Below are 25,415 nucleotides of genomic sequence, written 5' to 3'. Positions count from 1 at the left end.
GATGCCTGTTCATAAAGTGATCTGGCAAGAAGGCATGTTGCTGCGGCCACAGCACTTGCAGCACAACGACCGCTATTACCAGCAGCAACTCAACCAGACGCGCCTGTTGGGCAGTGATGCCTGGGGCTTCCTTACGCTGGAATTGAATGAGCAATACCTAAAGCTGGGCAAGCTGGTGGTCAACCAGGCGAGTGGCGTCTTGCCGGACGGTAGCTTGTTTGATTTGAGTGCCGCTATGGAACCGCTGGTGTTGCAGGTGCCAACTGATGCGGGCAGGCAGGGCATTTACCTGGCACTGCCCCTGGCCAGCGGCAATCACCTTGAGGTCCGCCAGCCTGAACAGAGCGATGTTCTGGCGCGTTACCTGCGATGCGAAGTGGAAGTGGGAGACTCCAACCTGGGTGTAGATGCGCGTTGCCGAATCAGCTGCGCACGGCCCGACTTACGCCTTGTATTGGGCGAGCAGGCGGGTGATCAGAGCTTCGTCACACTCAAGGTTGCCCAGGTACTGGACGTCAGCGGTGAAGGGGGCGTGAGCCTGGATACCGCGTTCATCCCGACCTTCATTTTCGTGCAGGAGCATGGCTACTTGGCGTCGTGCCTTAACGAAGTCGTCGGTCTGCTTGCCAGCCGCGGCGATGCCATCGCGGCGCGCATTCGTGGCGAGAGCACGGCTGCAAGCACACAACTCGGTGATTTCCTGATGCTGCAGGTGATCAATCGTACCGAACTTGCGCTGCGGCACTGCCTGAGCCAGGCCCAGGTTCGACCCGAAGCGCTGTTCCGCCTGTTGGTGTCGATGCTCGGCGAGCTATCAACGTTCGCCTGTGACAGTAAACGCGCGCAGCTGGACGTGCATTATCGACACAGCGACCAGGGCGCCAGTTTTCGTGGGTTGATGGAGCGCCTACGCGCCGTCCTGTCGGTGGTGCTTGAGCAACATGTGATCGAATTGACATTGCAACCACGCCAGTACGGCGTTCTGGTCTGCCCGGTCAACGAGTTGAAATTGCTCGGCACGGCCACGTTCATCCTGGCAGCCACCGCGCAGTGTGAGGCAGAGGAACTGCGCCAGCGCCTGCCGGCACACCTGAAAGTCGGGCCGGTAGAGCGCATACGTGAGTTGGTCAACCTGCACCTGGCCGGTATCAAGGTCAAGCCGCTGCCAGTGGCGCCGCGGCAGATTCCGTTTCATGCCGGCAAGACCTACTTCATCCTCGATATGAGTGCCCCCGAGATCGCGCAATTGCAGCAGTCGGGCGGTTTCGCGTTCCACGTAGGCGGTGACTTCGCCGGGCTTGAACTCAACTTTTGGGCCATCAGGAATTGAATGCCATGGACAGTGAGTACACACAGGATGAAAGAACCGTCCTGCTCGACCGCGAGGGTCATGGGCCTGCACAGGGGGCATTGACGGACTTCCCATCGCCGCCACGCTATGAGCAGCTGGAAGATCGCATGATCTATGCCGGCCGTATGCTCGATGCGTCGAGCTTCAAGGCTGGGCTCAACCCGCTGGTGGCTGCGGCTTGGGCGGTGTTGTCCGAGATCGTGGCGCTCAGGGTCTGCTCTGGTCGCGAAGACCTGGGCACGCTCAACGACCGATTGTCATTGACGGTGACTCAATTCGAAACCCGCGCCTTGCAGGGCGGTGTTGAAAGCAGCCAAGTCATGTCGGCGCGTTATGTGTTGTGCAGTGTGATCGATGAGGCGGTTGTTACTACGGCGTGGGGGGCACAGAGTGAATGGTCGAAGGTTAGCCTGTTGAGCCGCTTTCATAACGAAACCTTCGGGGGCGAAAAAGTTTTCCAACTGCTGGAGCGTCTATCACGCGACCCGGTGAAGAACCTGCCGATGCTGGAGCTGCTTTACCTGTGCCTATCCCTGGGGTTCGAGGGCAAATACCGAGTGATGGAGCGCGGCATGTCGCAACTGGAGGGTGTTCGCGATGCCTTGTATCGCCAGATCCGGCACGTACGCGGGGAGCCGTCGCCGGCGCCACCCGTACCCGCGATGCACGGGGCGAGCCGGCGTACGGGGTTGTGCGTTGTTCCCGTTACCTGGTTGGTCATCTTCACCCTGGTTTGCTTGCTGGCAATGTACACAGGATTTGCCTGGATGCTGAGCACGGAGCGCGCGAACGCGCTGCAACCGCTTCAATTTTCGGCGTCGGATTTGATCCGCACGTCCTTGTAAACGCAGGGAGCAAAGAATGAGCGCATTCTTCAAGGGTGTGGGCGCCGTGCTGGGCCGGATTTGGGTTTGGAGCCTGTTGCTGGCGCTTTCGTGTGCGGCAGTGGTGTGGTTTTGGGGGCCGCTGCTGGCGGTGAATGATCAGCCTGTTTGGCAGGGCGCGACGGCTCGCCTGGTCACCATCAGTGTCGTGTTTCTGCTTTGGGGGTTGGTGATGGTCCTTGCCGGCGGTGGTCGTGCCGCCCGGCGTCCACGGTCTGAGCGCCAGCCCCGCCAGCAGCCGTCGACACGTGTGGAGAACGAATACCGCTGCGTACGCACTCGGTTCAAGGATGCGGTTCACCTGCTGAAAACCTCCAGCCGTTATGGAGAGCGCAGCGCGCGTTGGCGCCATGAGTTGCCCTGGTACCTGTTGATTGGTGAGCCGGGCAGTGGCAAGACGCAGCTGCTGGCGGCAGCCGGCTTGCAGTTATCGCCTGAACACGCTGACAGGCGACCGACGAGCAGCAGTGCTCATTGCGAGTGGTATTTCGCCGACGAAGGCGTACTCGTCGACACCCCGGGGCGCTATCTGACCCAACCTGACAGTGCAGTGGATGCCGCAGGCTGGGCCACCCTGCTGAATCTCCTCAGGTGGCGCCGCCGGGTGCGCCCGCTCAACGGCGTGGTGGTGGCGCTGTCGGTAGACACGTTGCTCAACACCAGCGAGTACGACCTGGATCACCATGCCCGTCGTGTGCACGCGCGCTTGCAGGAGATCCGGCAAACGCTACATGTGGATGTGCCGATCTATCTGGTGTTGACCCAGGCCGATCGATTGCCGGGATTCGCTGAGTTCTTTGATTCACCCCATGGGGAAAGTGCCGACAGTCTGCTGGGGCAGCCACTGGACGTCGGCAGCGGCATGGCTGAAATTACTCAGGTGCACGAGGCCGTCGAGGGATTGTTGCAGCGTTTGAACGGTGAGCTGATTGCGCGACTGCACCAGGAGGGCAACGTTGAACGTCGTGGTCAGATCCTGGAGTTTCCCCAACAGGCGGCACGCGTCGGTGAGCGTGTAAGCCTGTTCGCTGAAATGGCCTTTTCTGCTCATCGCTACCAACCCATCAATGGTTTGCGAGGGTTCTTCCTGACCTGTGCCGATGACAGGCATGCACGTTTTGTGAGGGGGCTGTTCAGCCAGGTGATCTTTGCCGAAGCCGGTCTTGCCAGCCTGCAAGCCCAGGAGCAGCAGCGCATCCGTCAGCGCCAGGGCCTGCAAGCGATGACAGTCGCGCTGATTCTTGGCGGTGTCGGTGGCCTGTGGATGTACAGCTACAGCGTCAACCAGCTACGCCTGGTCCAACTGGCGGCATTGGTCGCCCAGACGATGCCGGCCACAGGGGCTCAAAACGATGAAAGCCCGGCGTTGTTGGGGCTGTTGGATGCGCGGTTGGCGGCGACCCGGGTGTTTCCGGCGGCGCAGGATGTGCGCTTGGTCGAGCGCCTCGGCCTGTATCAGGGCGAGGTGAGTCGTGCCTGGGTAGACCAGGCTTATGAGCAGGCGCTGCAACAGCAACTGCTGGTCTGGATAACCGCGCAGCTTGAAGAACAGATAGACGCAAGCCTGGGGGACCGCGAACGGTTATTGGATAACCTGCGTGCGTATTTGATGCTCAATCTGCGCGAGCGCCGTGACGCCACCTGGCTGGCACAGCATGTGACAGGCCTTTGGTCGGTGCGTTTTGCCGGGGATATGCCCACGCAGAAGCGTCTGGGAGAGCACTTGGCACGGCTGCTTGAACGGCCGTTTGTCACACCGCTCAACGATGAACGAGTGGCCCAGGCCCGCGAAGTGCTGAGAGGGGAATCTTTGGCCGATGGCGTGTATCGAGTATTGCGCGAACAAGCGCGCAACCTGGAACCGTTGCGCCTGGCCGAGGGTAAGGTATTTGCCACGATCGACCCGCCTGTTCCCGGTTTCTATACAAAAAGATATGTGCAGTACTTTGAGGCGCAGGGCCCGAGGCTGGTCAATGCCATCGCTCAGGATAATTGGGTGCTGGGGCAGGGCACCGACCTGGGGCCACAGGATCTGCGGCGGTTGATGGCAGAACTGCAGCAACGCTACTTCAGTGAGTATGCCGATGCCTGGAGCGACGTACTCGGACGAGTCAGGCTGCAACAGACCGACAGCCTGCGCCAGGATGCCGACCAGCTCATGAGCCTGACCTCGGCACAGTCCCCCTTGATTCGGCTATTGCAGCAATTGCGTGAAAACACTCGTTTGCTGCCAGGCCATGTGCTGCTGGATAAGGTGTCCCAGCATTCGGGAGAGCTGGCAGGGCTGGCCAAGGCGACGTTGACGGATGGGCAGTCGGTTTTTGACGATGCGCCACGGCGGGCATTGCAGCAGCGGTTTGAACCCTTGCATCAGTTGCTCGATGAGCAGCACAACCCCGGCGCAGAGCTGGCCCAGGCGTTGCGTTTGCTCGGTGAGCTGCACCTGCAACTCACGGCATTGAACCGTGACAGTGCGCCAGAACAGGCGGCCTTCCTGCGGGCTCGACAGCGTATGGAGGGGCAGCAGGATGTACTGGGCAATTTGCGTGATGCTGCTGCGCGTCTGCCGCTGCCGCTTGCCGGTTGGTTCGAGGGCGTGGCCGACGACAGTTGGCGGCATTTGCTGGAGCAGGCGTATGTGCATGTCAATCAACGGTATCAAAGCGACGTACATAGCCTTTATGCCAAGGCCCTTCGCCGACGTTATCCATTCAATGCCCATGCAAGCAGTGATGTTGCGCTGCATGATTTTCAGGAGTTCTTCAAGCCGCAGGGGGTAATGGCACGTTTTTATGAGGGATATCTTCGGCCTTTCATCAGCGCCGATGGCAGCCGCTACAGGTTGCGTGGGTTGGATGGCCAGAGTTTGCCGGTTTCGCGCTCGCTGCTGGACCAACTGACGAAAACCCAGGTAATCCGCCGCGGCTTTTTCAGCGAGGACTCGGGGGAGTTATCTGTGCGATTTACCTTGGCGCCCTACAGCCTGGACCAATCGGTCAGCCGAGCCGTACTGCGGTTTGGCGACCAGCAGTTGGAATATCGGCACGGCCCGATCACGCCCATGCCGTTTCATTGGCCCACCGAGGCAGAGAATGGGCGCAGCAGCCTTGTGCTGGACAGAGGTACGGAGCAGCGCCCGTTGGGGATCGAGAAAAACGCAGGGGCCTGGTCGCTGTTCCGGTTTTTCGATCTGCTGCAGAAAGAACCCGCAAGTGGTGCAAATATGCAGATTTTCAAGGCAGACCTCGCCGGTCTGCGCGCCAATTACCTGCTGACCAGCCAGCGCACGCCAGGGCCGTTTGATATGGACACATGGCGCACCTTTCGATTGCCGGAGCAACTGTGAGCCAGGCCGGCGCCCATTGGCGCAGTGCCGGGCGCACCCAGCGAGGGCAGGCGCGACTGCGTAATGAAGATGCGTTTCTGGACAACCCGCATGGCGGTTGCTGGGCTGTGGCGGACGGAATGGGCGGCTATCGGCACGGTGATGTCGCCAGTCGTTGGGTGGTCAGCCACCTGGCTTCAGTGCCGGCTCATGGCAACCTCCATCAACGGATCAATGCCGTTCGGGAAAGTTTGCAAGGCGTTAACCAGCGATTGCGGCGCGCGTGGACAGAGCCCGACACAAATGATGGCGCGACGATGGGCAGTACCGTGGTTGCCTTGCTGTTGGAGAACGGGCGGGCGGCCTGTGTCTGGGCTGGAGACAGTCGCTGCTATCTATGGCGGGGCCAGAACTTGTACCAGTTGTCCAAGGATCACTCGCTGCTGCGGCGCCTCATGGACGAGCGTCATATCAGCGTGGCGCAAGCCCAGGCGCACCCCGATGCCAGGGCCTTGACCCGCGCCGTTGGTGCGCGCTCGCGTTTGGACCTTGAGGTATTGGAGCTCAGTACTCGCCCTGGGGATGTATTCCTGCTGTGCAGCGATGGCCTGTATCAGACCCTCAGCCATGTCGAGGTGGGACGGGCGTTGAGCAGGAGAACGCCCCGGCAGGCGGTGGAACAATTATTCGCCGGGGCGTTGCGCAGGCCGGTGCGAGATGACCTGACCGCAGTTGTGGTGCAACCTTGAACCTGGCGGTCGCACCATCCCGTCTGCTGGCAGGGCGTTATCACCTTGAGCACGTCCTGGGCAGCGGCGGCATGGGTGTGGTGTACCGCGCGCGCGATCTGTTGCATGAGCAATTGGGCCAGCCTTGCTCCAGGGTGGCACTTAAGCTGCTGGGCGAGTCCATTTCCCAGTGCCCCGACGCGCATGTGCTGTTGTACGGCGAGTTTGCGTTGGCTCGCAGCCTGCGACATGACCGTGTGGTACGGGTGTTTTCCTTTGAGGTCGACACCCACAGCAAAATTGCGTTTTTCACCATGGAGCTGCTGCAAGGGGTGACCCTCGACCGGCTGCTGCTGGAGTGCCCCTATGGTTTGCCCTGGCAGGAACTGCAACCCATCGCGCTGCAGTTGCTGGATGCTTTGGCCTACATCCACCAGAAGAACGTCCTGCATGGCGATGTGAAACCCGCCAACGTCATGGTGGGAGAGGAGGGCGTATGTTTGTTCGATTTTGGCCTGGGGCATGCTCAGACGCAGGAGGCGATGGGTTTGCCAAGTGTCAGCCGTACTCGTTTCAATGCCTGGACACCCGCCTACGCTGCCCCGGAATTACTGGACGGCGGTGCGCTGAGCGGCGCTGCGGACGTATACGGCATGGCTTGCATTGTGTATGAGCTGGCTAGTGGCCAGCGCATCGGCGCACGCTCTTTCACTGACCGGCTGGCCCGGCCCGCGCAATTACCCAGGCACTGCTGGCCGGCATTACATTCGGCGTTGGCGATAGATCCGCAGCGTCGAACCGTAACAGTCGCCGAATTGCGCCAAGTGATGGCCTGTAGCCGGCCACGCTGGTACTTGTAGGGTAAAGGTCAGACCGCCAGGCCATGCAGCTGGCAATACTCCACCCAGTCCATACCGGCCATCTGTGCGACTTCTTTATGCACTTCGCGGCGCTGGGCCTCGAAGGTTTCGGTGGAGTCGGCCGTCAGTTTAAGGGTCAGTTCCCAGGCGAACAGGTGTTGCTGCTCCGCGTGGGCTTCGAACGCTTCGTGCAAGCGCTCGGCGCGATACTGCGCCAGGGTTTCCCCCCTGGCCTGGGCGGCCAACGGGTTGAGGTTGTCCAGCTCAGCGGCGATGTGTGGCTGATCGCGCAAAAACCTGTCCAAGGCGAGCTGGTAAGTATCGCTGGGTGCTGACAAGGATGTGCCCTTAGTGCGAAGGACGGGACTTGGAATCGCCTGAGTGCGCGCTGGGGTGAAGGCGCGCACGTTTGCGGGCTCTGCGTCGCATCCAGTTCTGCAACGGCGCCAGCAAGAAGAACATCAGGTAAGCGACTAGCACCAATGCCAGGTCAACCCAGGTTTCAGCGACAGGCCCGGTGAACAGCTCAATGACATTCTTGATTACAAACAGCAGCACCACACTGCACAACCACAGCAAAATGGTGACAAATAGGGGACGCATGTTGCTTGACCGCTTGTCTTGCATAGTGAAGCTCTCTCCTTTGTGCCTGTTGTCGTTCCAGGCCTGATTCCCTGACTGCGTACCTGCTGGTTTGCAAGTTGTAACATCCTTTAACACGCAGGCAGACGCGGATGATACCGACTCAGATAGCCTTAGGGGTTGCTTCAAGTCAGAAAGTTCGATAATTCGGTGGGAAATAGGTGCGGCTATCGTGCGTTTTATCCCAAGAAGCGCGGTACGGGTTGGCAAAAGTCTTTCGCTCCTGCACTCAGGGCGTGTAGCGTTAGCGTGTGTTTCCGGCCCTGGTTTCCAGCGGCAATAGGTGACGGGCAGAGGACGGCTCATGGCGCAAACGCTGTTCAAACTTTTCCTTACCCAGCGCCTGGCGGTCTTGGCCAGCACCGAGTCGTTGCGTGCGATTCGCGAGGGGTTGTTGTGGATACTGCCGTGTTTGTTGGTATCCGCCGGATTCCTGATCCTGTCCGAGTGCGCTCAGGCGTTGGGGTTCGCCCCCCAGGTAGTGAGTTTCCTGGCGGGGTTGCACAACCAGATCAGCTCGGTGATTCCCTTGCTGGTTGCGGCCTCCATCGGTTACATGTTGGCGATCCAGCATCGCCTGCCCCAGCTGCCGGTCGCCTTCCTGTGCCTGGCCCACGTGGTGGTTGCCACGTTTGTATTGCGCGAGTATCCCCGGGCGTCGGCCACCTTCCTGCTGTTTATTGCCATCGCTTCGCCCTTGATCAATGTGCCGGTCATTGCCTGGCTGCACCGTTTTCGCTGGACACGCCTGGTCAACGAAGACCTGGTTGGGCATAACCTCAAGGGCACCATCAACATGGTGATCCCTGGCGCGATCACGGCGTTGTCATTGGTGATGATACTGACGTTGCTGTTGCTGATTCCCTACGTGGCGCAATTGCAGGGGCCTCAGGTGCTCGATGCGTTGCAATCGCCTTACAGCACTGGGTTGTTTGTAACGCTGATGAATTCGCTGCTGTGGTTCTTCGGCATTCACGGCGTCTATGCCATGCAGCCGTTGTTCGATGTACTGGACCAGGCCGTGGTGCTCAACGGTGCGGCGCTGGCGGCGGGACAGCCGGTCCAATACCTGCTCAATAACGGCCTGCTCGGCAGTTTTGCGTTTATCGGCGGATCGGGCGCGACCTTGTGCCTGCTGCTGGCGATCCTGGTGTTTTCCCGCAGCCACTCCATGCGGTTGCTGGCGATCGCCAGCTTGCCGTTGTCGTTATTCAACGTCAGCGAGGTGCTGTTGTTTGGCTTGCCGATCATTCTCAACCCGCGTTTGTTCATACCGTTTCTACTGGTGCCGGCGTTCAACGCGATGGTGGCTTTGACGGTGGTGCAATTGGGCTGGGTCTCGCCGGCGGTGGCCAGCGTGCCGTTTACCGCGCCGGTGCTGCTCAATGCCTACCTCAGCACCCATGGCGACGTGGCGGCTGTGGCCCTGCAAGTGTTGCTGTTGGGCATGGGCACGCTGGTGTATGCGCCCTACGTGCGGGCCATTCATCGTCAGTCCATCGACGGTGGCACGGTTTATCTCAAGTCTCTGGACATGACCTTTCGCGGCCTCGAAGAAAAAGGCCGCCTGCTGGAGTTCGATCCGGTAATGGCCTCCCACCGGACCCTGGCGCGGCAGGCCGTTGAATTGAGCCGGATCCAGCAGATCAGCGATTACGAGTTCTACCTTGAATTCCAACCCCAGGTGTCTACCCGTACCGGCTTGTGCACCGGGTGCGAGGCATTGATGCGCGCCCGGGACAGCCACGGCACGGTGCATTCACCCTGGGAGTTCCTGCAATGGCTGGCACAAGCCAGGCTGATGCCGGACGTGGACGTGTGGGTGGCGTCCCAGGCCGTGCGCCAGTATCAGAAGTGGCGCAAGATCGGCTTTGAACTGCCCATGACCATAAACATTTCCAGTGCCACCTTGAAGGACGCTGCCTATGGTGATCGCCTGGTGGAAATTCTTGCCCAGGCCGATGGCCGGGTGTCGGTGGAAATCACCGAAGATGCGCTGGTCAGCGATATTCCCGCCGCCCGCCAAACCATCCATAAACTGCAGGCCACCGGAGCAAAAGTGTATCTCGATGATTTTGGCACCGGGTTTTCCGCGTTGAGTTACCTGCACCAGTTTCCTGTGGACTTTATCAAGATTGACCGCAGTTTTGTGGTGGCCCAGCGCGACCCCAAGGGCGCCCAAGTGCTGACCGGCATGTTGCGGTTTTGTGAGGCGTTGAACCTGGGCGTGGTAGTGGAGGGGGTGGAGACTGCCGAGCAACTGGCGTTCTTGAGTACGGGACCTGAGTTGTTTATCCAGGGGTGGTATTTCAGCAAGGCATTGCCGGGTGATCAGTTGCCGCGCTTTGTGCGCGAGCGGGCGGCGGTGGTTTGATCCGGCGGTGGGGACGACCGGATAGCCAGACGCTCTTGCCCCACCACTCGGCACTTGGCTAGCGGCAGGTCTTGTCCGTCCTGGTCTCACGAGGCGCCAGCAGATAGTCGACTACAGCCTCGTCCACGCAGCGGTCGATGCCGTTGAGCACCAGGGTGTGCCCGTCTCCCTCACGGGTGACCAGTGGGCTTTTAAACCATTTCGCCATCTGCCGCGCGTTGATGTAGGGCGTAGTCGGATCGAATCGCTGGCCGACAAACAGCAACGGTGGCAGGCTCGGTGCGGCCACCGGCACGTGAGCTGAAAGTGTGCCGCGCCATGGCCACAGATCGCACAGTTCCAAGCCCGACTGCTGCACCGCCAGGTAATTGGTGAAGGGCGAGGTCTCTCGAATCGCCTGTCTCTGCTTGCGCAATAACTGAACATCGCGACCCGGGATTGCGACGTCTGCACAAGAGATTACGCTCAGGGCATCATCGGCATCTTCCCCGACGTTTTCGTCAATCAACCCGGCTACCTGTTCATCGGCGATCCTGTCGTTGGCCTTTTGCAACAAAGCCATCAGCTCGGGCCAGCGGTCGGACCACAGCAGCAGTGCTTGAGTGGTGGTCAATAGGTCGTCGGCGGTCACTTCGTCCCCGTCGGGCGTGATCAAGGCTGTGTCGTATACCTGGCGTAATAGTTGATGAAACGCCTCGTTCGCTCCCGCCTCATCGGGCGGTAAAGGGCAGTCACGGTTTTTTGCGCAGTACGCTGCAAAGCGCTTGAAGGTCTGCTGGTAGCCGCGAGCCTGATTCAGTAGTTGGGTGTAATCGTCCTCTGAAAGGTCCACCACGCCGTCCAGCACCAATGCACGGGTTTGCGCTGGAAAACGTTCGGCATAGAGTGCCGCGACCTGGGTGCCGTAGGAGTAGGCCACTGCGGTTAAACCGGGTTCGCCCAACGCAGCCCGGATCACATCAAGGTCATTGACCGCGTCGTCGGTGCCCATGTGCTGCAAGACCTTTGCGCCGGTATGTTCGATGCAGGCGGCCAGGGTTTTGCGGACCTGGGCTTCCAAGGCGCCAACGTCGTTTTCGTCGATGACCGTTTTTTCGTCTCGCTCGGGCAAGGCACAGGAAATCTTCGGTGTTGACTGCCCCACGCCTCGCGGGTCGTAGCCGATAATGTCGTAGGACCGCGTGAGCCTGGCCACGGTGTCGTCATCGGCCAGGAAGGGGTTGATCCCGGGCAGCCCCGGTCCCCCGCTGATCACCACTACGCTGCCCTGTTTGACGCTGGTGGCAGGCAAGCGGGTCAGCGCGAGTCGTACCTTGTCCGCCTTGGCGTGGCCCGAATATCCCAAAGGCGCCTCAACATAGCCGCACAGCAGATCCTCCGGTGGCTCAGCGTCAAACCAATTGTCGAACGGGCTGTCGGTGCACGGCTGCCAACGCACAGCGCCGGGCTGGGCGTGGGCAGACTGGGACAGGATGATCAGCGGGAGCAGTACCAGCAGGTGCTTGAGTGTTGACATGAAGAGTGAGTCAAGGCCAAAGGGCGCCTACCTTAACCGAGATAGGTGGCCTGGAATCACGCCTTTACAGAATCACCACAAATGTTCACCAAGGGGCATTTTGTTCAATATCCGCAGTGTCTGAGTCTTTACCGTGAAGTCACCTGTGTTTGACTTAACAAGAAGGGACTGCAATGAGCTTGATCATTTCCATGGCTGCTTTCGCCCTGGCCACCTCCATTACCCCTGGCCCGGTCAACGTGGTTGCCCTGAGCAGCGGTGCACGCTTTGGCTTTGCCGCCAGCCAGAAACATGTGTTCGGCGCGGCAGTCGGCTTCACTTTACTGCTGGTGCTGATCGGCCTGGGGCTGCATGAAGTGCTGGTGCGCTGGCCGATACTGACTCAGGTGATCCAGTGGGGCGGGGTGGCTTTCCTGTTGTATATGGCTTGGAAACTGGCGATGGATGACGGTCGACTTGACGCTGAAGGCGCCGCTACCGCGCCATCGATGCTGTACGGCGCGATCATGCAATGGCTCAACCCCAAAGCCTGGCTGGCCTGCGTGGCCGGGATGGGGCTGTTCGTGGCCGATGGCGATGCGGGGCAGGTATGGCTGTTTGCGGCGCTTTACCTGGTGATTTGCTACCTGTCGGTAGCGTGCTGGGCGTATGCCGGGACGTTTTTGCGTCGCTACCTGAACAACCCGCAGGGCGTGCGCCTGTTCAACCGCTCAATGGCCGCGTTGCTGGTGGCCAGTGTGGGTTATTTGCTGATGGCTTGAGGTTCTCGCGGTACTGCCCGGGCGTGGCGGCAAAGTGCTGTTTGAACGTGCGCTGGAAGTGCGCCTGGTCGGCAAAGCCTGCGGCCAGGGCGACATCGGCAATCAGTTCGCCGTCGCGCAATCGAGCGCGGGCGAACTGGATACGGCGATTGACCAGGAAGGCATGGGGTGTCAGCCCGTAATACTGCTTGAAGGCGCGAATCAGGTACGACGGCGACAGCTCGGCTGCCAGGCAAATGTCCTCCAGCTTCAACGCCTCGGTGCAGTGTTCACGGATGAAGTCCGCTGCACGCTCCAGCTTGTGATTGACCTCCCGTATCGGCGTAAGCGAGGGGTTCAAACGCTGCTGGACTTCGCTGAAGTAACCCACCAGCGCGCTCTGTTTGTGCAGCAGTTCGGCCTGCTCATCCACCAACAGTCGGTACAACGCCAATAAGCCGTTATACAGCGAGACGTCTAGGGTATAGGGGGTGCTGAACGGGCGGTAACCCTGGTCGGTGCTGAAACCCAACTGGTGCTGCAGGTCGGTCAGCCAGGGTGTGTCCAGGTAGAGCATATGGTAGGACCAATGCTCATTCTGGATAGGGTTACAGGCGTGCACGTCGCCGGGGTTCATCAGCACCACGGTGCCTGCGCTGATCTCGAACGTCTGTGTGTCGTAGTGGTAATAGCTGCGCCCGGCGGTGATCGCGCCGATGGAAAAGTGCTCATGGGCGTGCCGGGTATAGGTGACTTTGCGCCCGTCGGCAATGGTGCGCGCCTCGATAAACGGCAAGCGTTCGTCGCGCCAGAAACAAGGCGCCTGAGCGGGGCGGGCAGTGGTGTTCAGCGACATGGCGGTGGCTCCATCCCTTGAGAGATCGAGGGCTGATCTTTACACACACCGCCAGTGGCGTCAGCCTTGATGTGATGTCAGGCAGGTACCAAAAAGGCGGCCTTGAGCAATTGGCGGGTGTAGGCATGTTGTGGGTCGGCAAAAATCGCCTTGGCATCGCCTTGCTCCACCACCTGGCCTTGCTTGACCACCATCAGTTGGTGGCTGAGCGCCTTCACCACCGCCAGGTCATGGCTGATAAACAGGTACGTCAGGTTGTACTTGGCCTGCAAGCCGCGCAGCAACTCAACCACCTGGCGTTGTACCGTGCGGTCCAGGGCCGAGGTGGGCTCGTCCAGCAGAATCAGGCGCGGCTTGAGCACCAGGGCGCGGGCGATGGCGATACGTTGGCGTTGGCCACCGGAGAATTCGTGGGGGTAGCGATGACGGGATTCGGGGTCCAGGCCCACTTCCCTGAGCGCTGCGATAATCGCTGCTTCCTGCTCGTCAGGCGTGCCCATCTTGTGGATGCGCAAGCCCTCGCCGACGATTTCGCTGACGCACATGCGCGGGCTCAGGCTGCCGAATGGGTCCTGGAACACCACCTGCATTTCCCGGCGCAACGGGCGCACCTGTTGCTGGGTAAGCGTGTCCAGTTGCTGGCCTTCGAAGCGTATCCCGCCCTTGCTGCCGATCAGGCGCAAAATCGCCAGGCCCAGGGTGGACTTGCCCGAGCCACTTTCACCGACGATGCCCAGGGTTTGCCCCTGGGGCAGGCTGAAATTGATGCCGTCCACCGCCTTGACGTAATCCACGGTGTTGCGCAAAAAGCCTTTCTTGATCGGGAACCAGACTTTCAGGTCGTCTACTTCCAGCAACGGTGGGCCGACCTCATTGCCGGCCGGCCCGCCGCTGGGCTCTGCTGCCAATAATTCCTGGGTATAGGGGTGCTGGGGCGACTGGAACAATGTCTCGCACTCGGCCTGCTCCACGATGCAACCTTGCTGCATCACGCACACGCGATGGGCGATGCGTCGCACCAGGTTGAGGTCGTGGCTGATCAGCAACAGCGCCATGCCCAGCCGCGCCTGCAACTCCTTGAGCAACTCCAGGATCTTCAACTGCACGGTGACATCCAGGGCCGTGGTCGGCTCATCTGCGATCAGCAGCTCCGGCTCATTGGCCAACGCCATGGCGATCATCACCCGCTGGCGCTGGCCGCCGGACAATTCGTGGGGCAGCGCCTTGAGGCGTTTGTGCGGTTCGGGGATGCCCACCAGCTCCAGCAATTCCAGGGTGCGCCGGGTGGCGGCCTTGCCCGTCAGGCCCTTGTGCAGGCCGAGTACTTCGTTGATTTGCTTCTCGATGGAGTGCAGCGGGTTCAACGAGGTCATCGGCTCCTGGAAGATCATTGCAATGCGGTTGCCGCGAATATGCCGCAGGGTCTTTTCTTTAAGGGTCAGCAGGTCTTGCCCGGCGTATTCGATAGTGCCGCTCGGGTGTCGCGCCAACGGGTAGGGCAGCAGCCGCAGGATCGAGTGGGCCGTTACCGACTTTCCGGAGCCGCTTTCGCCGACCAGTGCCAGGGTCTCACCCCGTTTGATGTCGAAACTCACCTGGTTGACCACGCGGTGGTGATGTTCACCGGTGACAAACTCGACACTGAGGTCACGGATTTCAATCAGATTGTCCGGATTCATCTCATTTCCTCGGGTCGAACGCATCGCGAGCGGACTCGCCGATAAACACCAGCAGGCTCAACATGATCGCCAGTACGGCAAAGGCACTCATGCCCAGCCACGGCGCTTGCAGGTTGGATTTACCCTGGGCCACCAGTTCACCCAGCGACGGCGAACCCGCCGGCAGGCCGAAGCCAAGGAAATCCAGGGCGGTGAGGGTGCCGATGGCGCCGGTAAGGATGAACGGCAAAAAGGTCATGGTCGAGACCATCGCATTGGGCAGGATATGGCGGAACATGATCGCGCCGTTCTGCATGCCGAGGGCCCGCGCTGCGCGCACGTACTCAAGGTTGCGCCCGCGCAGGAACTCGGCGCGCACCACATCCACCAGGCTCATCCAGGAAAACAGCAGCATGATCCCCAGCAGCCACCAGAAGTTGGGTTGCACGAAGCTGGCGAGGATGATCAGCAGGTAGAGCACCGGCAGCCCCGACCAGATCTCCAGAAAGCGCTGCCCGGCCAGGTCGACCCAGCCGCCATAGAACCCCTGCAACGCGCCGGCAATCACGCCGATGATCGAGCTGAGCACGGTCAGGGTCAGAGCAAACAGCACCGATACGCGAAAGCCGTAGATCACCCGCGCCAGCACGTCACGCCCCTGGTCATCGGTACCCAGCAGGTTGACGCTTGAAGGGGGGGCAGGGGCGGGGACCTTCAGGTCGTAGTTGATGCTCTGGTAGCTGAACGGGATCGGTGCCCACAAGGTCCAGGCATCCTTGGCCTTGAGCAGCTCCTGGATATACGGGCTCTTGTAGTTGGCTTCCAGGGGGAATTCGCCGCCGAAGGTGGTCTCGGGGTAGCGCTTGAGCGCCGGGAAATACCAGTCGCCGTCGTAATGTACGGCCAGGGGTTTGTCGTTGGCGATCAGCTCGGCGCCCAGGCTCAGCCCGAACAGGATCAGGAACAGCCACAGCGACCACCAGCCACGTTTGTTGGCCTTGAACCGCTCGAACCGGCGGCGATTGAGGGGGGACAGGTTCATCTCAATGCTCCCGGCTGGCGAAGTCGATACGCGGATCGACCAGGGTATAGGTGAGGTCACCGATCAGTTTCACGACCAGCCCCAGCAGGGTGAAGATAAACAGCGTGCCGAATACCACCGGATAGTCGCGGTTGATTGCCGCTTCAAAGCTCATCAGGCCCAGGCCGTCGAGGGAGAAGATCACCTCCACCAGCAGCGAGCCGGTAAAGAAGATGCCGATGAACGCCGAGGGGAAGCCGGCGATCACCAGCAGCATCGCATTGCGGAACACGTGGCCGTAGAGCACGCGGTGGTTGGTCAGCCCTTTGGCCTTGGCAGTGACCACGTATTGCTTGTTGATCTCGTCGAGAAAGCTGTTCTTGGTCAGCAGGGTCATGGTCGCGAAGTTGCCGATCACCAGTGCGGTGACAGGCAGCGCCAAGTGCCAGAAGTAATCGAGGATCTTGCCGCCAACGCTCAACTCGTCGAAGTTGTTGGAGGTCAGCCCGCGCAAGGGGAACCAGTCGAAATAACTGCCGCCGGCAAACACCACGATCAGCAAGATCGCAAACAGGAACGCCGGAATCGCATAACCGACGATGATGGCCGAGCTGGTCCACACATCGAAGTGGCTGCCGTGTCGCGTGGCCTTGGCGATCCCCAGCGGAATCGACACCAGGTACATGATCAGGGTGCTCCATAACCCGAGAGAGATGGACACCGGCATCTTTTCCTTGATCAGGTCGATGACCTTGGCGTCACGAAAAAAACTGTCGCCAAAATCCAGCCGGGCGTAGTTCTTGACCATGATCCACAAGCGTTCCGGCGCCGACTTGTCGAAGCCGTACATCTTTTCGATTTCCTTGATCAGCGCCGGGTCCAGGCCCTGGGCGCCACGGTAGCTGGAGCCGGCCACCGCAACTTCGGCCCCGCCCCCGGCAATACGGCTGGTGGCGCCGTCGAAGCCTTCCAGCTTGGCGATCATCTGCTCCACCGGCCCGCCGGGGGCGGCCTGGATGATGACGAAATTGATCAGCAAAATCCCGAACAGCGTGGGAATGATCAGCAACAGGCGGCGAACAATATAGGCCAGCATTCAATCGCCTCCGCTCGCCGCATCGGCGTTTTGTGTGGTGTCCAGGGAGACCGCTGGTTTGACGTCGGGTTTGGCCCACCAGGTGGCCGTGCCCACGTCGTAGCGTGGCGAGACCTTGGGATGGCCCAAGTGGTCCCAGTACGCCACGCGGAAGGTCTTGATGTGCCAGTTGGGCACCACGTAGTAACCAAACTGGAGTACGCGGTCGAGCGCCCTGGCGTGGGCAATCAGGCTTTGGCGCGAGCCGGCATCGATCAGCTCTTCGACCAGTTGGTCAACGGCCGGATCCTTGAGGCCCATGTAGTTACGGCTGCCGGGTTTGTCGGCGCTGGACGACTTCCAGAATTCGCGCTGCTCGTTACCGGGCGAGGTGGACTGTGGGAAGCTGCCCACCAGCATGTCGAAATCCCGTGAGCGCAGGCGGTTGACGAACTGCGAGACATCCACTCGGCGAATCACCAGGTCGATGCCCAGGTCGGCCAGGTTGCGCTTGAACGGCAGCAGGATGCGTTCGAATTCGGTCTGGGCCAGCAGGAATTCAATAGTCACCGGTTTGCCGGTGCTGTCGACCATCTTGTCATCGACAATCTTCCAGCCGGCAGCTTGCAACAGCTGGTAAGCCTCGCGCTGCTGGGTGCGGATCATGCCGCTGCCATCGGTTTTGGAAGGTTCGAAGGCCTGAGTGAAGACTTCGGGCGGGATCTTGTCGCGCAAAGGCTCAAGGATCGCCAGTTCATCCGGGCCAGGTAAACCGGTGGCGGCCATTTCCGAGTTTTCGAAATAGCTGCGGGTTCGGGTGTACGCGCCGTTGAACAGCTGCTTGTTGCTCCATTCGAAATCCAGTAGCAGGCTGATCGCCTTGCGCACCCGCACATCCTGGAACATCGGCTTGCGCATATTGAACACAAAGCCCTGCATACCGGTGGGGTTGCCGTTGGGGATCTCTTCCTTGATCAGTCGGCCCTGGGTCACCGCTGGAATGTTGTAGGCGTTGGCCCAGTTCTTTGCGCTGAACTCCAGCCAGTAATCGAACTGCCCGGCCTTCAAGGCTTCCAGGGACACGGTGCTGTCACGGTAGTAATCCGTGATGCGGGTGTCGAAATTGTAGAAACCCTTGTTGACCGGCAGGTCCCTGGCCCAGTAGTCCTTGACCCGCTCGTAGCGAATCATGCGTCCGGGCTTGACCTCCGACACCTGGTACGGCCCGCTGCCCAGGGGCGCTTCCAGGTTGCCCTTGGAGAAGTCGCGAGTCGCCCACCAGTGCTTGGGCAGCACTGGCAACTGCCCGAGAATCAGCGGCAATTCGCGGTTGTTGGTGCGCTTGAACTTGAACAGCACACGCAACGGGTCTTCGGCCACGACTTCGTCGACATCGGCGTAGTAGTTGCGGTAAAGCGGGTTACCGTCCTTGATCAGGGTCTGGAAGGTAAACACCACGTCCTCGGCGCGGATCGGATGGCCATCGTGGAAGCGCGCTTCGGGGCGCAGGTAGAAACGCACCCAACTGTTGTCCGGGGCTTTTTCGATCTTGCCCGCCACCAGCCCGTATTCGGTAATGGGCTCGTCAAGGCTTTGCATGGCCAGGGTGTCGTAGATCAACGGCAGGTTATCCGCCGGCACACCCTTGCTGATGTAGGGGTTGAGGCTGTCGAAGCCGCCCATGGCCGATTCGCGGAAGGTGCCGCCTTTGGGGGCGTCGGGGTTGACGTAGTCGAAATGCTTGAAGTCGGCGGGGTACTTGGGGGGCTCGTTGTAGAGGGTCAGCGCGTGTTGCGGGGCGGCTTGGGCCGAGGTGCACAGCAACAGGCTGGCGAGCAGGGTAGTACGCAAAGACATCATTGGGCTTTCTCCGAAGCTTTCAGCCACCACGCACTCAGGCCCAGGCTATAGGGCGGCGTGGTAACGAAGGCGAACCGGTTGCGGTACGCCAGGCGATGATAGTTGAGGTACCAGTTGGGAATGCTGTAGTGCTGCCACAGCAGCACGCGGTCCAGGGCGCGGCCGGCCGCCAGTTGTTCTTCGCGGGTCTGCGCCGCCAGCAGTTGATCCAACAGGTGGTCGACCACCGGGTTGGCGATGCCGGCGTAGTTCTTGCTGCCTTTGATCGTGGCCTGGCTGGAGTGAAAGTACTGCCACTGCTCTAGACCCGGGCTCAAGGTCTGGTTGAGGGTCATCAGAATCATGTCGAAATCGAATTGATCGAGGCGCTGTTTGTACTGTGCCCGGTCGACGGTGCGCAAGCGGGCGTCGATGCCGATGCGGGTCAGATTTTCGACATAAGGTTGCAGGATGCGCTCAAGGTTCGGGTTGACCAACAGGATCTCCAGGCGTAGCGGTTGCCCATCCTTGTTGAGCAGGCGTTGGCCCGACAGTTTCCAGCCGGCTTCGCCGAGCAGTGCCAGGGCGCGACGCAGCGTGTCGCGGGGGATACCGCGACCGTCGGTCTGCGGCAGGCTGAACGGCTGGGTAAACAGTGCGGCCGGCAGTTGGTCGCGATAGGGCGAGAGCATCAGCCACTCATGGCCCACGGGCAGGCCGGTGGCCGAGAATTCGCTGTTGGGGTAATAGCTCACCGAACGCTTGTAGGCGCTGCTGAACAGGGTGCGGTTGGTCCACTCGAAGTCGAACATCAACCCCAGGGCTTCGCGGACCTTGGTCTGGCTGAAGGCGGGCCGCCGGGTATTCATGAACAGGCCCTGGCTCTGGGTGGGGATCTGGTGGGCAATCTGCGCCTTGATCACATCGCCACGATTGACCGCCGGGAAGTTGTAGCCCGTGGCCCAGTTCTTGGCCTGATGCTCGATATAAATGTCGAATTCACCAGCCTTGAAGGCTTCAAAAGCCACGTCGCTGTCGCGATAGAACTCCACCTCGACCTTGTCGTAGTTGTAGAAGCCTCGGTTGACCGGCAGGTCCTTGCCCCAGTAATCCTTGACCCGCTCGAATACCAACTGTCGGCCCGGGGCGACCTTGGTCATGCGGTATGGCCCGCTGCCCAGCGGCGGCTCGAAGGTGGTGGCCTTGAAATCGCGGTTCTTCCAGTAGTGCAGGGGCAGCACCGGCAATTCGCCCAGGCGCAGGATCAGCAACGGGTTGCCCGCACGCTTGAATACAAAACGGATGCGGTGGCGGTTGAGAATATCGACCCGGGCCACTTCCTGCAGGCTCGTACGGTATTGCGGATGGCCTTCGGTCAACAGCGTGCGATAGGAAAACGCCACGTCTGCGGCGGTGATCGGCTTGCCGTCGTGAAAGCGCGCTTCGGGGCGCAGGTTGAACACCACCCAACTGCGGTCCTCGCTGTATTCCACCGACTGGGCAATCAGGCCATAGCTGGAAGTGGGCTCGTCGCCCGACGGCGCGTACTGGCCGGTACCGACCATCAAGGGTTCGTTCAGCTCATTGACGCCGTATTGCAGGAAATTGCCGGTGGAAACCGGGCTGGTGCCCTTGAAGGTATAGGGGTTGAGCGTGTCGAACGTGCCAAAGGCCATAACCCGCAGCGTGCCGCCTTTGGGCGCTGCAGGGTTTACCCAATCGTAATGGGTGAATTTGGCTGGGTACTTGAGTGAGCCGAACTGCGCGTAACCGTGGCTCTCGGTAATCGTCGCGTTCGCAGCAAAGCTCAAGGCCAGACTTGTTAGTAGAAGGAGAGGACGCTTCAAGTCAGAGATCCGATCCAGGCGGCTTGGGCTTTATGATCGGTACAGTAACAGCTTGTTCCGGTTGGAAAAAGCCAGTTAGGGCGATGGCGATCCAATGTGGGAGGGGGCTTGCTCCCGATAGCGGCATGTCAGCCAATACATAGGCTGACTGACCCACTGCTATCGGGAGCAAGCCCCCTCCCACATTAGCCTCCGGTGTTCTTGAGGGCTTTATCTTGGCCCGGAAACCACCAGCATCTGCCCTGGCTTTAACGCCTGGCCGGTGCGCGGGTTCCAACGCTTGAGATGTTGCATCTCAACGTTGAAACGCTTGGCGACCATGTACAACGAGTCACCTTTCTTGACCTTGTACTGCACCGGTTTTCTCGCGGCGGCCTTGCGGGTGTCCTGCATCACCAGGGTCTGGCCGACCTTGAGTGCCTGGCCGTTGAGCTTGTTCCAGCGTTGCAGGTCATGCACGTCGACCTTGTTGGCCTTGGCGATCAAGGTAAGGTTATCGCCACTGCGCACCTTGTAGCTGCGGGTACGCCCGGCCACCGACTTGGTCTCGACTTCGTCGAACACCGGCTTCTTGGGGCGCATGCTCAGCAATTCTTCCGGCTTCATCGTCGAAAGGGTGCTGGTGAGCAGCTGCGCCTTGGAGGTCGGCACCAGCAAATGCTGGGGGCCGTCCAGGGTGGTGCGTTGTTTCAGGGCCGGGTTGAGCTGGAACAGTTCGTCTTCGTCGATTTCGGCCAACGCGGCAACCCGTGACAGGTCCATGCTTTGCTTGACTTCAACCACTTCAAAATACGGCGTGTTGGCAATCGGGTTCAGGTTGACACCGTAGGCCTCCGGCGCCAGAACCACCTGGGACAGGGCCAGGAACTTGGGCACATAGTCCTTGGTTTCCTGGGGCAGGGGCAGGTTCCAGTAATCGGTAGGCAGGCCGAGCTTTTCGTTGCGCTCGATCGCCCGGCTGACCGTACCTTCGCCGGCGTTATAAGCCGCCAATGCCAGCAGCCAGTCGCCGTTGAACATGTCATGCAGACGTGTCAGATAGTCCAGGGCGGCGGTGGTGGAGGCGGTAATGTCGCGGCGGCCGTCGTAGGCACGGGTCTGGCGCAGGTTGAAGTAGCGCCCGGTGGAGGGAATGAACTGCCACAAGCCGACCGCATCGCTGCGCGAATAAGCCATCGGGTTGTAGGCACTTTCAATCACTGGCAGCAGGGCCAGCTCCAGAGGCATGTTGCGTTCTTCAAGGCGTTCGACGATGTAATGAATGTAGAGGCTGCCGCGTTCACCGGCGTTCTCCAGAAAGGACGGGTTGCTGGCGAACCACAGACGCTGTTGCTCGATGCGTGGGTTGACGCCGACACCGTCCTGCAATTGAAAGCCCCGACGCATGCGTTCCCAGACATCCTGGGGTACTTCGGGGCTGGGCTTCTCTGATAGCCAAATAGGTTTTTGCTTGATCTTGGCAGCAAGATTGGGTTTGGGTTGCACGGTGGATTGTGCAGCGTAATTGGTCGATTGGCAGCCCGCCAGAGTTGCGGAAACGGCCACCGCCACGGCTTGAGCCAGGCGGGTCAATGCGTCTGAAGAAATGGATTTACGAATAGATGACGACATTGGCTGGAAGTAAGTTCCGGGCAAAAATGTCGGGCGATTCTAGAAAGCGCTTTGGTTCCGGTCAACCATTCAGAAATTACGTATCAGATTGCATCCTCTTAGAACTTATCTTTCCAAGCCCTCAAGCTAGCAAACACCTCGGCCCCAGAGCGGTTGTCGCGGCCATTCCGTTCGTCCGCTTTTTGTTTAACGGATGTTTCAGCGGTGCGCAAAAAGGGATTCGTGAGTTTTTCCAGCGCCAGGCTCGAAGGCAGCGTGATCTCGCCACGGGCGCGAAGTTGGGCAACATTTTCCACCCGTTCGGCGATATCGATGTTGTCCGGTTCAACGGCCTGGGCAAACTTGAGGTTGCTTTGTGTGTATTCATGGGTGCAGTACACAAGTGTATCGGCAGGCAGGGCAGCCAGGCGCTGCAGGGAGGCATGCATCTGCTCCGGCGTGCCCTCGAACAGGCGGCCGCAACCGGCAGCGAACAGCGTATCGCCACACAACAACACGCCCTGGTGGTAAAAGGCGATATGCCCCAGCGTGTGCCCCGGCACGGCGTACACGTCGAAGTCCCAGCCCAGCACGTTGATGCGGTCATTGTCGTGCAGGGCTACATCCCGCGCCGGAATCTTTTCATTGGCCGGGCCGTAGACCTTGGCGCCGGTAATATTTTTCAGTTGCTCGACACCGCCCACATGATCATGGTGATGGTGGGTGACCAGAATGTCGCTGAGGGTCCACTCGGTGTTGTGCTTGAGCCAGGCCAGCACCGGCGCGGCATCGCCGGGGTCGACCACGGCGCAGCGCAGGGTGGAAGGGTCTTGTAACAACCAGATGTAGTTGTCGGTGAAGGCGGGTAGGGCACTGATCTGTATCATTCTTCGATTCGCCAAGCTGAACACATTGGTGCATCTTAGAACGTCTAGGCGAGTTGGAGAATGCAATGACTGATAAAGCGTTCGCCCAGGCCGATCCTGAGTGGCTGGCCCTGATCAGCGCGGCCCGCGAATGGTTGTCCGGGCCGATTGGACAATTTCTGCTGGACGAAGAGCGGCGTATGCTCGACGACGAGCTGGGCCGGTTCTTTGGCGGCTATCTGGTGCATTACGGCCCCTCGGCCCAGACGCCGCCTTCGGCGCCCCAGGTGCAACGCAATGTTCGCCTGGGCGCGCCGCTGCCGGGGGTGGAAATCGTCTGTGAGGAACAGGCCTGGCCCTTGAGCGAGCACGCCGCTGATGTGGTGGTGCTGCAGCATGGCCTGGATTTCTGCCTGTCGCCCCATGGGTTGCTGCGCGAAGCCGCGAGCAGCGTGCGCCCAGGTGGCCATTTGCTGATTGTCGGTATCAACCCCTGGAGCAGCTGGGGCTTGCGCCGTGTGTTCGCCCGTGATGGCCTGCGTCAGGCGCGCTGCATCTCGCCATCGCGGGTGGGAGACTGGCTGAACCTGCTGGGCTTTGCGCTGGAGAAACGTCGCTTCGGGTGCTATCGTCCGCCGCTTGCGACAGCCAAGTGGCAGGGCCGCCTGGCGGGCTGGGAACGCCGTGCGGGTGCCTGGCAATTATCCGGCGGCGGCTTCTATCTACTGGTAGCGCGCAAGATCGTGGTCGGGTTGCGGCCGGTGCGTCAGGTTGCGCGCCAGCCCATTGGCAAGCTCGTGCCGATGCCGATGGCCAAGGTCAACCGCAAGCAAAGCGAACGCTGAACCCTTTTTTGATTTCAGGCCGGTTTGTCCGGCCTCGGGATACTGTCGGTCGATTACCGCCAGCCCGTTTTGATGGATACAACCGATGACCGATAGCGTAGAACTCTTCACCGATGGCGCCTGCAAGGGCAACCCCGGCCCGGGCGGCTGGGGTGCCCTGCTGGTGTGCAAGGGCGTGGAGAAGGAACTGTGGGGCGGTGAAGCCAATACCACCAATAACCGCATGGAGCTGATGGGCGCTATTCGTGGCCTGGAAGAGCTCAAGCGGCGCTGCAACGTCTTGCTGGTGACCGACTCGCAATACGTGATGAAGGGCATCAACGAGTGGATGGTCAACTGGAAGAAGCGCGGTTGGAAGACGGCGGCCAAGGAGCCGGTCAAGAATGCTGACTTGTGGCAGTTGCTCGACGAGCAATGCAACCGTCACGACATCACCTGGAAATGGGTGCGTGGGCACATCGGCCACCCTGGCAACGAACGCGCCGACCAGTTGGCCAATCGTGGCGTGGATGAAGTGCGCGGCTACAAGCAGAGCTGAATCAGCTCACGTGTTAACATCGCGCCCTTTGATTCACCACATCACATTGCACACCACACCGTTGAGAGCTGAACCCTGATGGCCATCCGATCTGTTGTACTCGATACCGAAACCACCGGCATGCCGGTGACCGATGGTCACCGGATCATCGAAATCGGTTGCGTCGAACTGATGGGGCGCCGGCTGACCGGCCGCCACTTCCACGTTTACCTGCAACCGGACCGTGACAGTGACGAAGGCGCGATCGGCGTCCACGGCATCACCGATGAATTCCTCAAGGGCAAGCCACGCTTTGCCGAAGTCGCTGATGAGTTCTTCGAGTTCATCAACGGCGCCCAGTTGATCATCCATAACGCGGCGTTCGACATCGGCTTCATCAACAACGAATTTGCCCTGATGGGGCAGACGGACCGTGCGGACATTTCCCAGCACTGCACGATCCTCGATACCTTGATGATGGCCCGTGAGCGTCACCCGGGCCAACGCAACAGCCTCGATGCCTTGTGCAAGCGTTATGGTGTCGATAACTCCGGCCGTGAACTGCACGGCGCCTTGCTCGACTCCGAGATCCTGGCCGACGTTTACCTGACCATGACCGGCGGGCAAACCAGCCTGTCCCTGGCTGGTAATGCCTCTGATGGCAGCGGCTCGGCAGAAGGCTCCGGCAATCGCCCTTCGGAAATCCGCCGCCTGCCGGCCGATCGCAAGCCTACGCCGATCATCCGCGCCAGCGAGCAGGACCTGGTCGAGCACGTGGCGCGGTTGGAAGCGATTGCCAAGGCGGCGGGTGCGCCGGCGTTGTGGACTCAATTGACACAACAATAAGCACGGGGCAGTGCAGTTGATCTTGATGGGCTGCC

Annotated in this window: 21 protein-coding genes; 10 read left to right on the top strand and 11 right to left on the bottom strand. The window is 60.4% G+C overall.

Annotation, left to right across the window (positions count from 1 at the left end):
* Position 1: 1 nt before the first annotated feature.
* From tssK to E3O56_RS03405, 5 genes are read left to right on the top strand one after another with little or no spacing between them, the layout of a single operon-like run.
* Entirely contained in the window at positions 2–1,330 is a 1,329-nt protein-coding gene (gene tssK / locus E3O56_RS03425) for a type VI secretion system baseplate subunit TssK (RefSeq protein ID WP_248127865.1), read from the top strand.
* A 5-nt stretch (positions 1,331–1,335) separates the two neighbouring features.
* Positions 1,336–2,196 carry a type IVB secretion system protein IcmH/DotU gene (gene icmH / locus E3O56_RS03420; RefSeq protein ID WP_103734344.1) on the top strand — a complete coding sequence of 287 codons (861 nt, stop codon included), beginning with the start codon at positions 1,336–1,338 and terminating at the stop codon, positions 2,194–2,196.
* 16 nt (positions 2,197–2,212) lie between these two features.
* Entirely contained in the window at positions 2,213–5,581 is a 3,369-nt protein-coding gene (gene tssM / locus E3O56_RS03415; protein WP_103734343.1) for a type VI secretion system membrane subunit TssM, read from the top strand.
* The gene (locus E3O56_RS03410) at positions 5,578–6,309 is read left to right on the top strand and encodes a PP2C family serine/threonine-protein phosphatase (protein WP_032876015.1); all 732 of its coding nucleotides are present in this window, start codon (positions 5,578–5,580) and stop codon (positions 6,307–6,309) included. The genes tssM and E3O56_RS03410 overlap by 4 nt, the downstream gene beginning before the upstream one ends.
* Entirely contained in the window at positions 6,306–7,148 is an 843-nt protein-coding gene (locus tag E3O56_RS03405) for a serine/threonine-protein kinase (RefSeq protein WP_032876012.1), read from the top strand. Before E3O56_RS03410 ends, E3O56_RS03405 begins: the two co-directional genes overlap by 4 nt.
* A gap of 8 nt (positions 7,149–7,156) precedes the next feature.
* Here E3O56_RS03405 and E3O56_RS03400 read toward each other — a convergent pair whose 3' ends face one another.
* The gene (locus tag E3O56_RS03400; RefSeq protein ID WP_032876009.1) at positions 7,157–7,486 is read right to left on the bottom strand and encodes a DUF6388 family protein; all 330 of its coding nucleotides are present in this window, start codon (positions 7,484–7,486) and stop codon (positions 7,157–7,159) included.
* A gap of 10 nt (positions 7,487–7,496) precedes the next feature.
* Positions 7,497–7,751 carry a hypothetical protein gene (locus E3O56_RS03395; protein ID WP_228309798.1) on the bottom strand — a complete coding sequence of 85 codons (255 nt, stop codon included), beginning with the start codon at positions 7,749–7,751 and terminating at the stop codon, positions 7,497–7,499.
* A 343-nt stretch (positions 7,752–8,094) separates the two neighbouring features.
* On the opposite strand from E3O56_RS03395, the gene E3O56_RS03390 reads away from it, so the two are divergent.
* Complete coding sequence (locus E3O56_RS03390) at positions 8,095–10,164, top strand: EAL domain-containing protein (protein WP_103734342.1); 2,070 nt, start codon at positions 8,095–8,097, stop codon at positions 10,162–10,164.
* A gap of 58 nt (positions 10,165–10,222) precedes the next feature.
* Here the strand turns inward: E3O56_RS03390 and E3O56_RS03385 are convergent, their stop codons facing one another.
* Positions 10,223–11,680, bottom strand: coding sequence for an alpha/beta hydrolase (locus E3O56_RS03385; protein ID WP_248127863.1), 1,458 nt, complete (start codon positions 11,678–11,680; stop codon positions 10,223–10,225).
* A gap of 173 nt (positions 11,681–11,853) precedes the next feature.
* Between E3O56_RS03385 and E3O56_RS03380 the strand changes: the two genes are divergently transcribed.
* Positions 11,854–12,441 (top strand): LysE family translocator, encoded by a 588-nt coding sequence (locus tag E3O56_RS03380; protein WP_032803577.1) that lies wholly within the window; start codon positions 11,854–11,856, stop codon positions 12,439–12,441.
* On the opposite strand, the gene E3O56_RS03375 is transcribed toward E3O56_RS03380, so the two are convergent.
* The 8 genes from E3O56_RS03375 to gloB form a co-directional block, all read right to left on the bottom strand.
* Positions 12,383–13,276: an AraC family transcriptional regulator gene (locus tag E3O56_RS03375; RefSeq protein WP_223018585.1), complete on the bottom strand. Its 894-nt coding sequence runs from the start codon at positions 13,274–13,276 to the stop codon at positions 12,383–12,385. The genes E3O56_RS03380 and E3O56_RS03375 overlap by 59 nt on opposite strands.
* Positions 13,277–13,353: 77 nt before the next feature.
* Positions 13,354–14,955, bottom strand: coding sequence for an ABC transporter ATP-binding protein (locus E3O56_RS03370; RefSeq protein WP_248127860.1), 1,602 nt, complete (start codon positions 14,953–14,955; stop codon positions 13,354–13,356).
* Position 14,956: 1 nt separating this feature from the next.
* On the bottom strand, positions 14,957–15,976 hold the full coding sequence (locus E3O56_RS03365; protein ID WP_005788757.1) for an ABC transporter permease: 1,020 nt from the start codon (positions 15,974–15,976) through the stop codon (positions 14,957–14,959).
* 1 nt (position 15,977) lies between these two features.
* Entirely contained in the window at positions 15,978–17,051 is a 1,074-nt protein-coding gene (locus E3O56_RS03360; protein ID WP_005788756.1) for a microcin C ABC transporter permease YejB, read from the bottom strand.
* Positions 17,052–18,890: an extracellular solute-binding protein gene (locus E3O56_RS03355; RefSeq protein WP_248127858.1), complete on the bottom strand. Its 1,839-nt coding sequence runs from the start codon at positions 18,888–18,890 to the stop codon at positions 17,052–17,054.
* Positions 18,887–20,716 (bottom strand): extracellular solute-binding protein, encoded by a 1,830-nt coding sequence (locus E3O56_RS03350; RefSeq protein ID WP_248127855.1) that lies wholly within the window; start codon positions 20,714–20,716, stop codon positions 18,887–18,889. Before E3O56_RS03350 ends, E3O56_RS03355 begins: the two co-directional genes overlap by 4 nt.
* A 210-nt stretch (positions 20,717–20,926) precedes the next feature.
* The gene (locus E3O56_RS03345) at positions 20,927–22,327 is read right to left on the bottom strand and encodes a transglycosylase SLT domain-containing protein (protein ID WP_032875985.1); all 1,401 of its coding nucleotides are present in this window, start codon (positions 22,325–22,327) and stop codon (positions 20,927–20,929) included.
* 98 nt (positions 22,328–22,425) lie between these two features.
* Positions 22,426–23,193 (bottom strand): hydroxyacylglutathione hydrolase, encoded by a 768-nt coding sequence (gene gloB, locus E3O56_RS03340; protein ID WP_103734338.1) that lies wholly within the window; start codon positions 23,191–23,193, stop codon positions 22,426–22,428.
* A 65-nt stretch (positions 23,194–23,258) separates the two neighbouring features.
* Between gloB and E3O56_RS03335 the strand changes: the two genes are divergently transcribed.
* The 3 genes from E3O56_RS03335 (at position 23,259) to dnaQ (ending at position 25,380) form a co-directional block, all read left to right on the top strand.
* Entirely contained in the window at positions 23,259–24,017 is a 759-nt protein-coding gene (locus E3O56_RS03335) for a methyltransferase domain-containing protein (protein WP_032875979.1), read from the top strand.
* 85 nt (positions 24,018–24,102) lie between these two features.
* Positions 24,103–24,555, top strand: a complete 453-nt coding sequence (gene rnhA, locus E3O56_RS03330) for a ribonuclease HI (RefSeq protein WP_003173571.1) — start codon at positions 24,103–24,105, stop codon at positions 24,553–24,555.
* A gap of 84 nt (positions 24,556–24,639) precedes the next feature.
* The gene (gene dnaQ / locus E3O56_RS03325; RefSeq protein ID WP_248127909.1) at positions 24,640–25,380 is read left to right on the top strand and encodes a DNA polymerase III subunit epsilon; all 741 of its coding nucleotides are present in this window, start codon (positions 24,640–24,642) and stop codon (positions 25,378–25,380) included.
* The last annotated feature ends 35 nt before the right edge of the window (positions 25,381–25,415 follow it).

This window comes from Pseudomonas sp. W2Aug9, assembly GCF_023127755.1.
Lineage (GTDB): Bacteria > Pseudomonadota > Gammaproteobacteria > Pseudomonadales > Pseudomonadaceae > Aquipseudomonas > Aquipseudomonas synxantha_A.
This window is presented reverse-complemented; position numbering and strand designations above follow the sequence as displayed.

Coding starts and splice junctions, on each gene's coding strand:
- E3O56_RS03375 (WP_223018585.1), bottom strand. CDS start 13,276: ATGTCGCTGAACACCACTGCCCGCCCCGCTCAGGCGCCTTGTTTCTGG.
- E3O56_RS03360 (WP_005788756.1), bottom strand. CDS start 17,051: ATGCTGGCCTATATTGTTCGCCGCCTGTTGCTGATCATTCCCACGCTG.
- tssM (WP_103734343.1), top strand. CDS start 2,213: ATGAGCGCATTCTTCAAGGGTGTGGGCGCCGTGCTGGGCCGGATTTGG.
- gloB (WP_103734338.1), bottom strand. CDS start 23,193: ATGATACAGATCAGTGCCCTACCCGCCTTCACCGACAACTACATCTGG.
- rnhA (WP_003173571.1), top strand. CDS start 24,103: ATGACCGATAGCGTAGAACTCTTCACCGATGGCGCCTGCAAGGGCAAC.
- E3O56_RS03390 (WP_103734342.1), top strand. CDS start 8,095: ATGGCGCAAACGCTGTTCAAACTTTTCCTTACCCAGCGCCTGGCGGTC.
- E3O56_RS03385 (WP_248127863.1), bottom strand. CDS start 11,680: ATGTCAACACTCAAGCACCTGCTGGTACTGCTCCCGCTGATCATCCTG.
- E3O56_RS03380 (WP_032803577.1), top strand. CDS start 11,854: ATGAGCTTGATCATTTCCATGGCTGCTTTCGCCCTGGCCACCTCCATT.
- E3O56_RS03370 (WP_248127860.1), bottom strand. CDS start 14,955: ATGAATCCGGACAATCTGATTGAAATCCGTGACCTCAGTGTCGAGTTT.
- tssK (WP_248127865.1), top strand. CDS start 2: ATGCCTGTTCATAAAGTGATCTGGCAAGAAGGCATGTTGCTGCGGCCA.
- icmH (WP_103734344.1), top strand. CDS start 1,336: ATGGACAGTGAGTACACACAGGATGAAAGAACCGTCCTGCTCGACCGC.
- E3O56_RS03345 (WP_032875985.1), bottom strand. CDS start 22,327: ATGTCGTCATCTATTCGTAAATCCATTTCTTCAGACGCATTGACCCGC.
- E3O56_RS03395 (WP_228309798.1), bottom strand. CDS start 7,751: ATGCGTCCCCTATTTGTCACCATTTTGCTGTGGTTGTGCAGTGTGGTG.
- E3O56_RS03335 (WP_032875979.1), top strand. CDS start 23,259: ATGACTGATAAAGCGTTCGCCCAGGCCGATCCTGAGTGGCTGGCCCTG.
- E3O56_RS03355 (WP_248127858.1), bottom strand. CDS start 18,890: ATGATGTCTTTGCGTACTACCCTGCTCGCCAGCCTGTTGCTGTGCACC.
- E3O56_RS03365 (WP_005788757.1), bottom strand. CDS start 15,976: ATGAACCTGTCCCCCCTCAATCGCCGCCGGTTCGAGCGGTTCAAGGCC.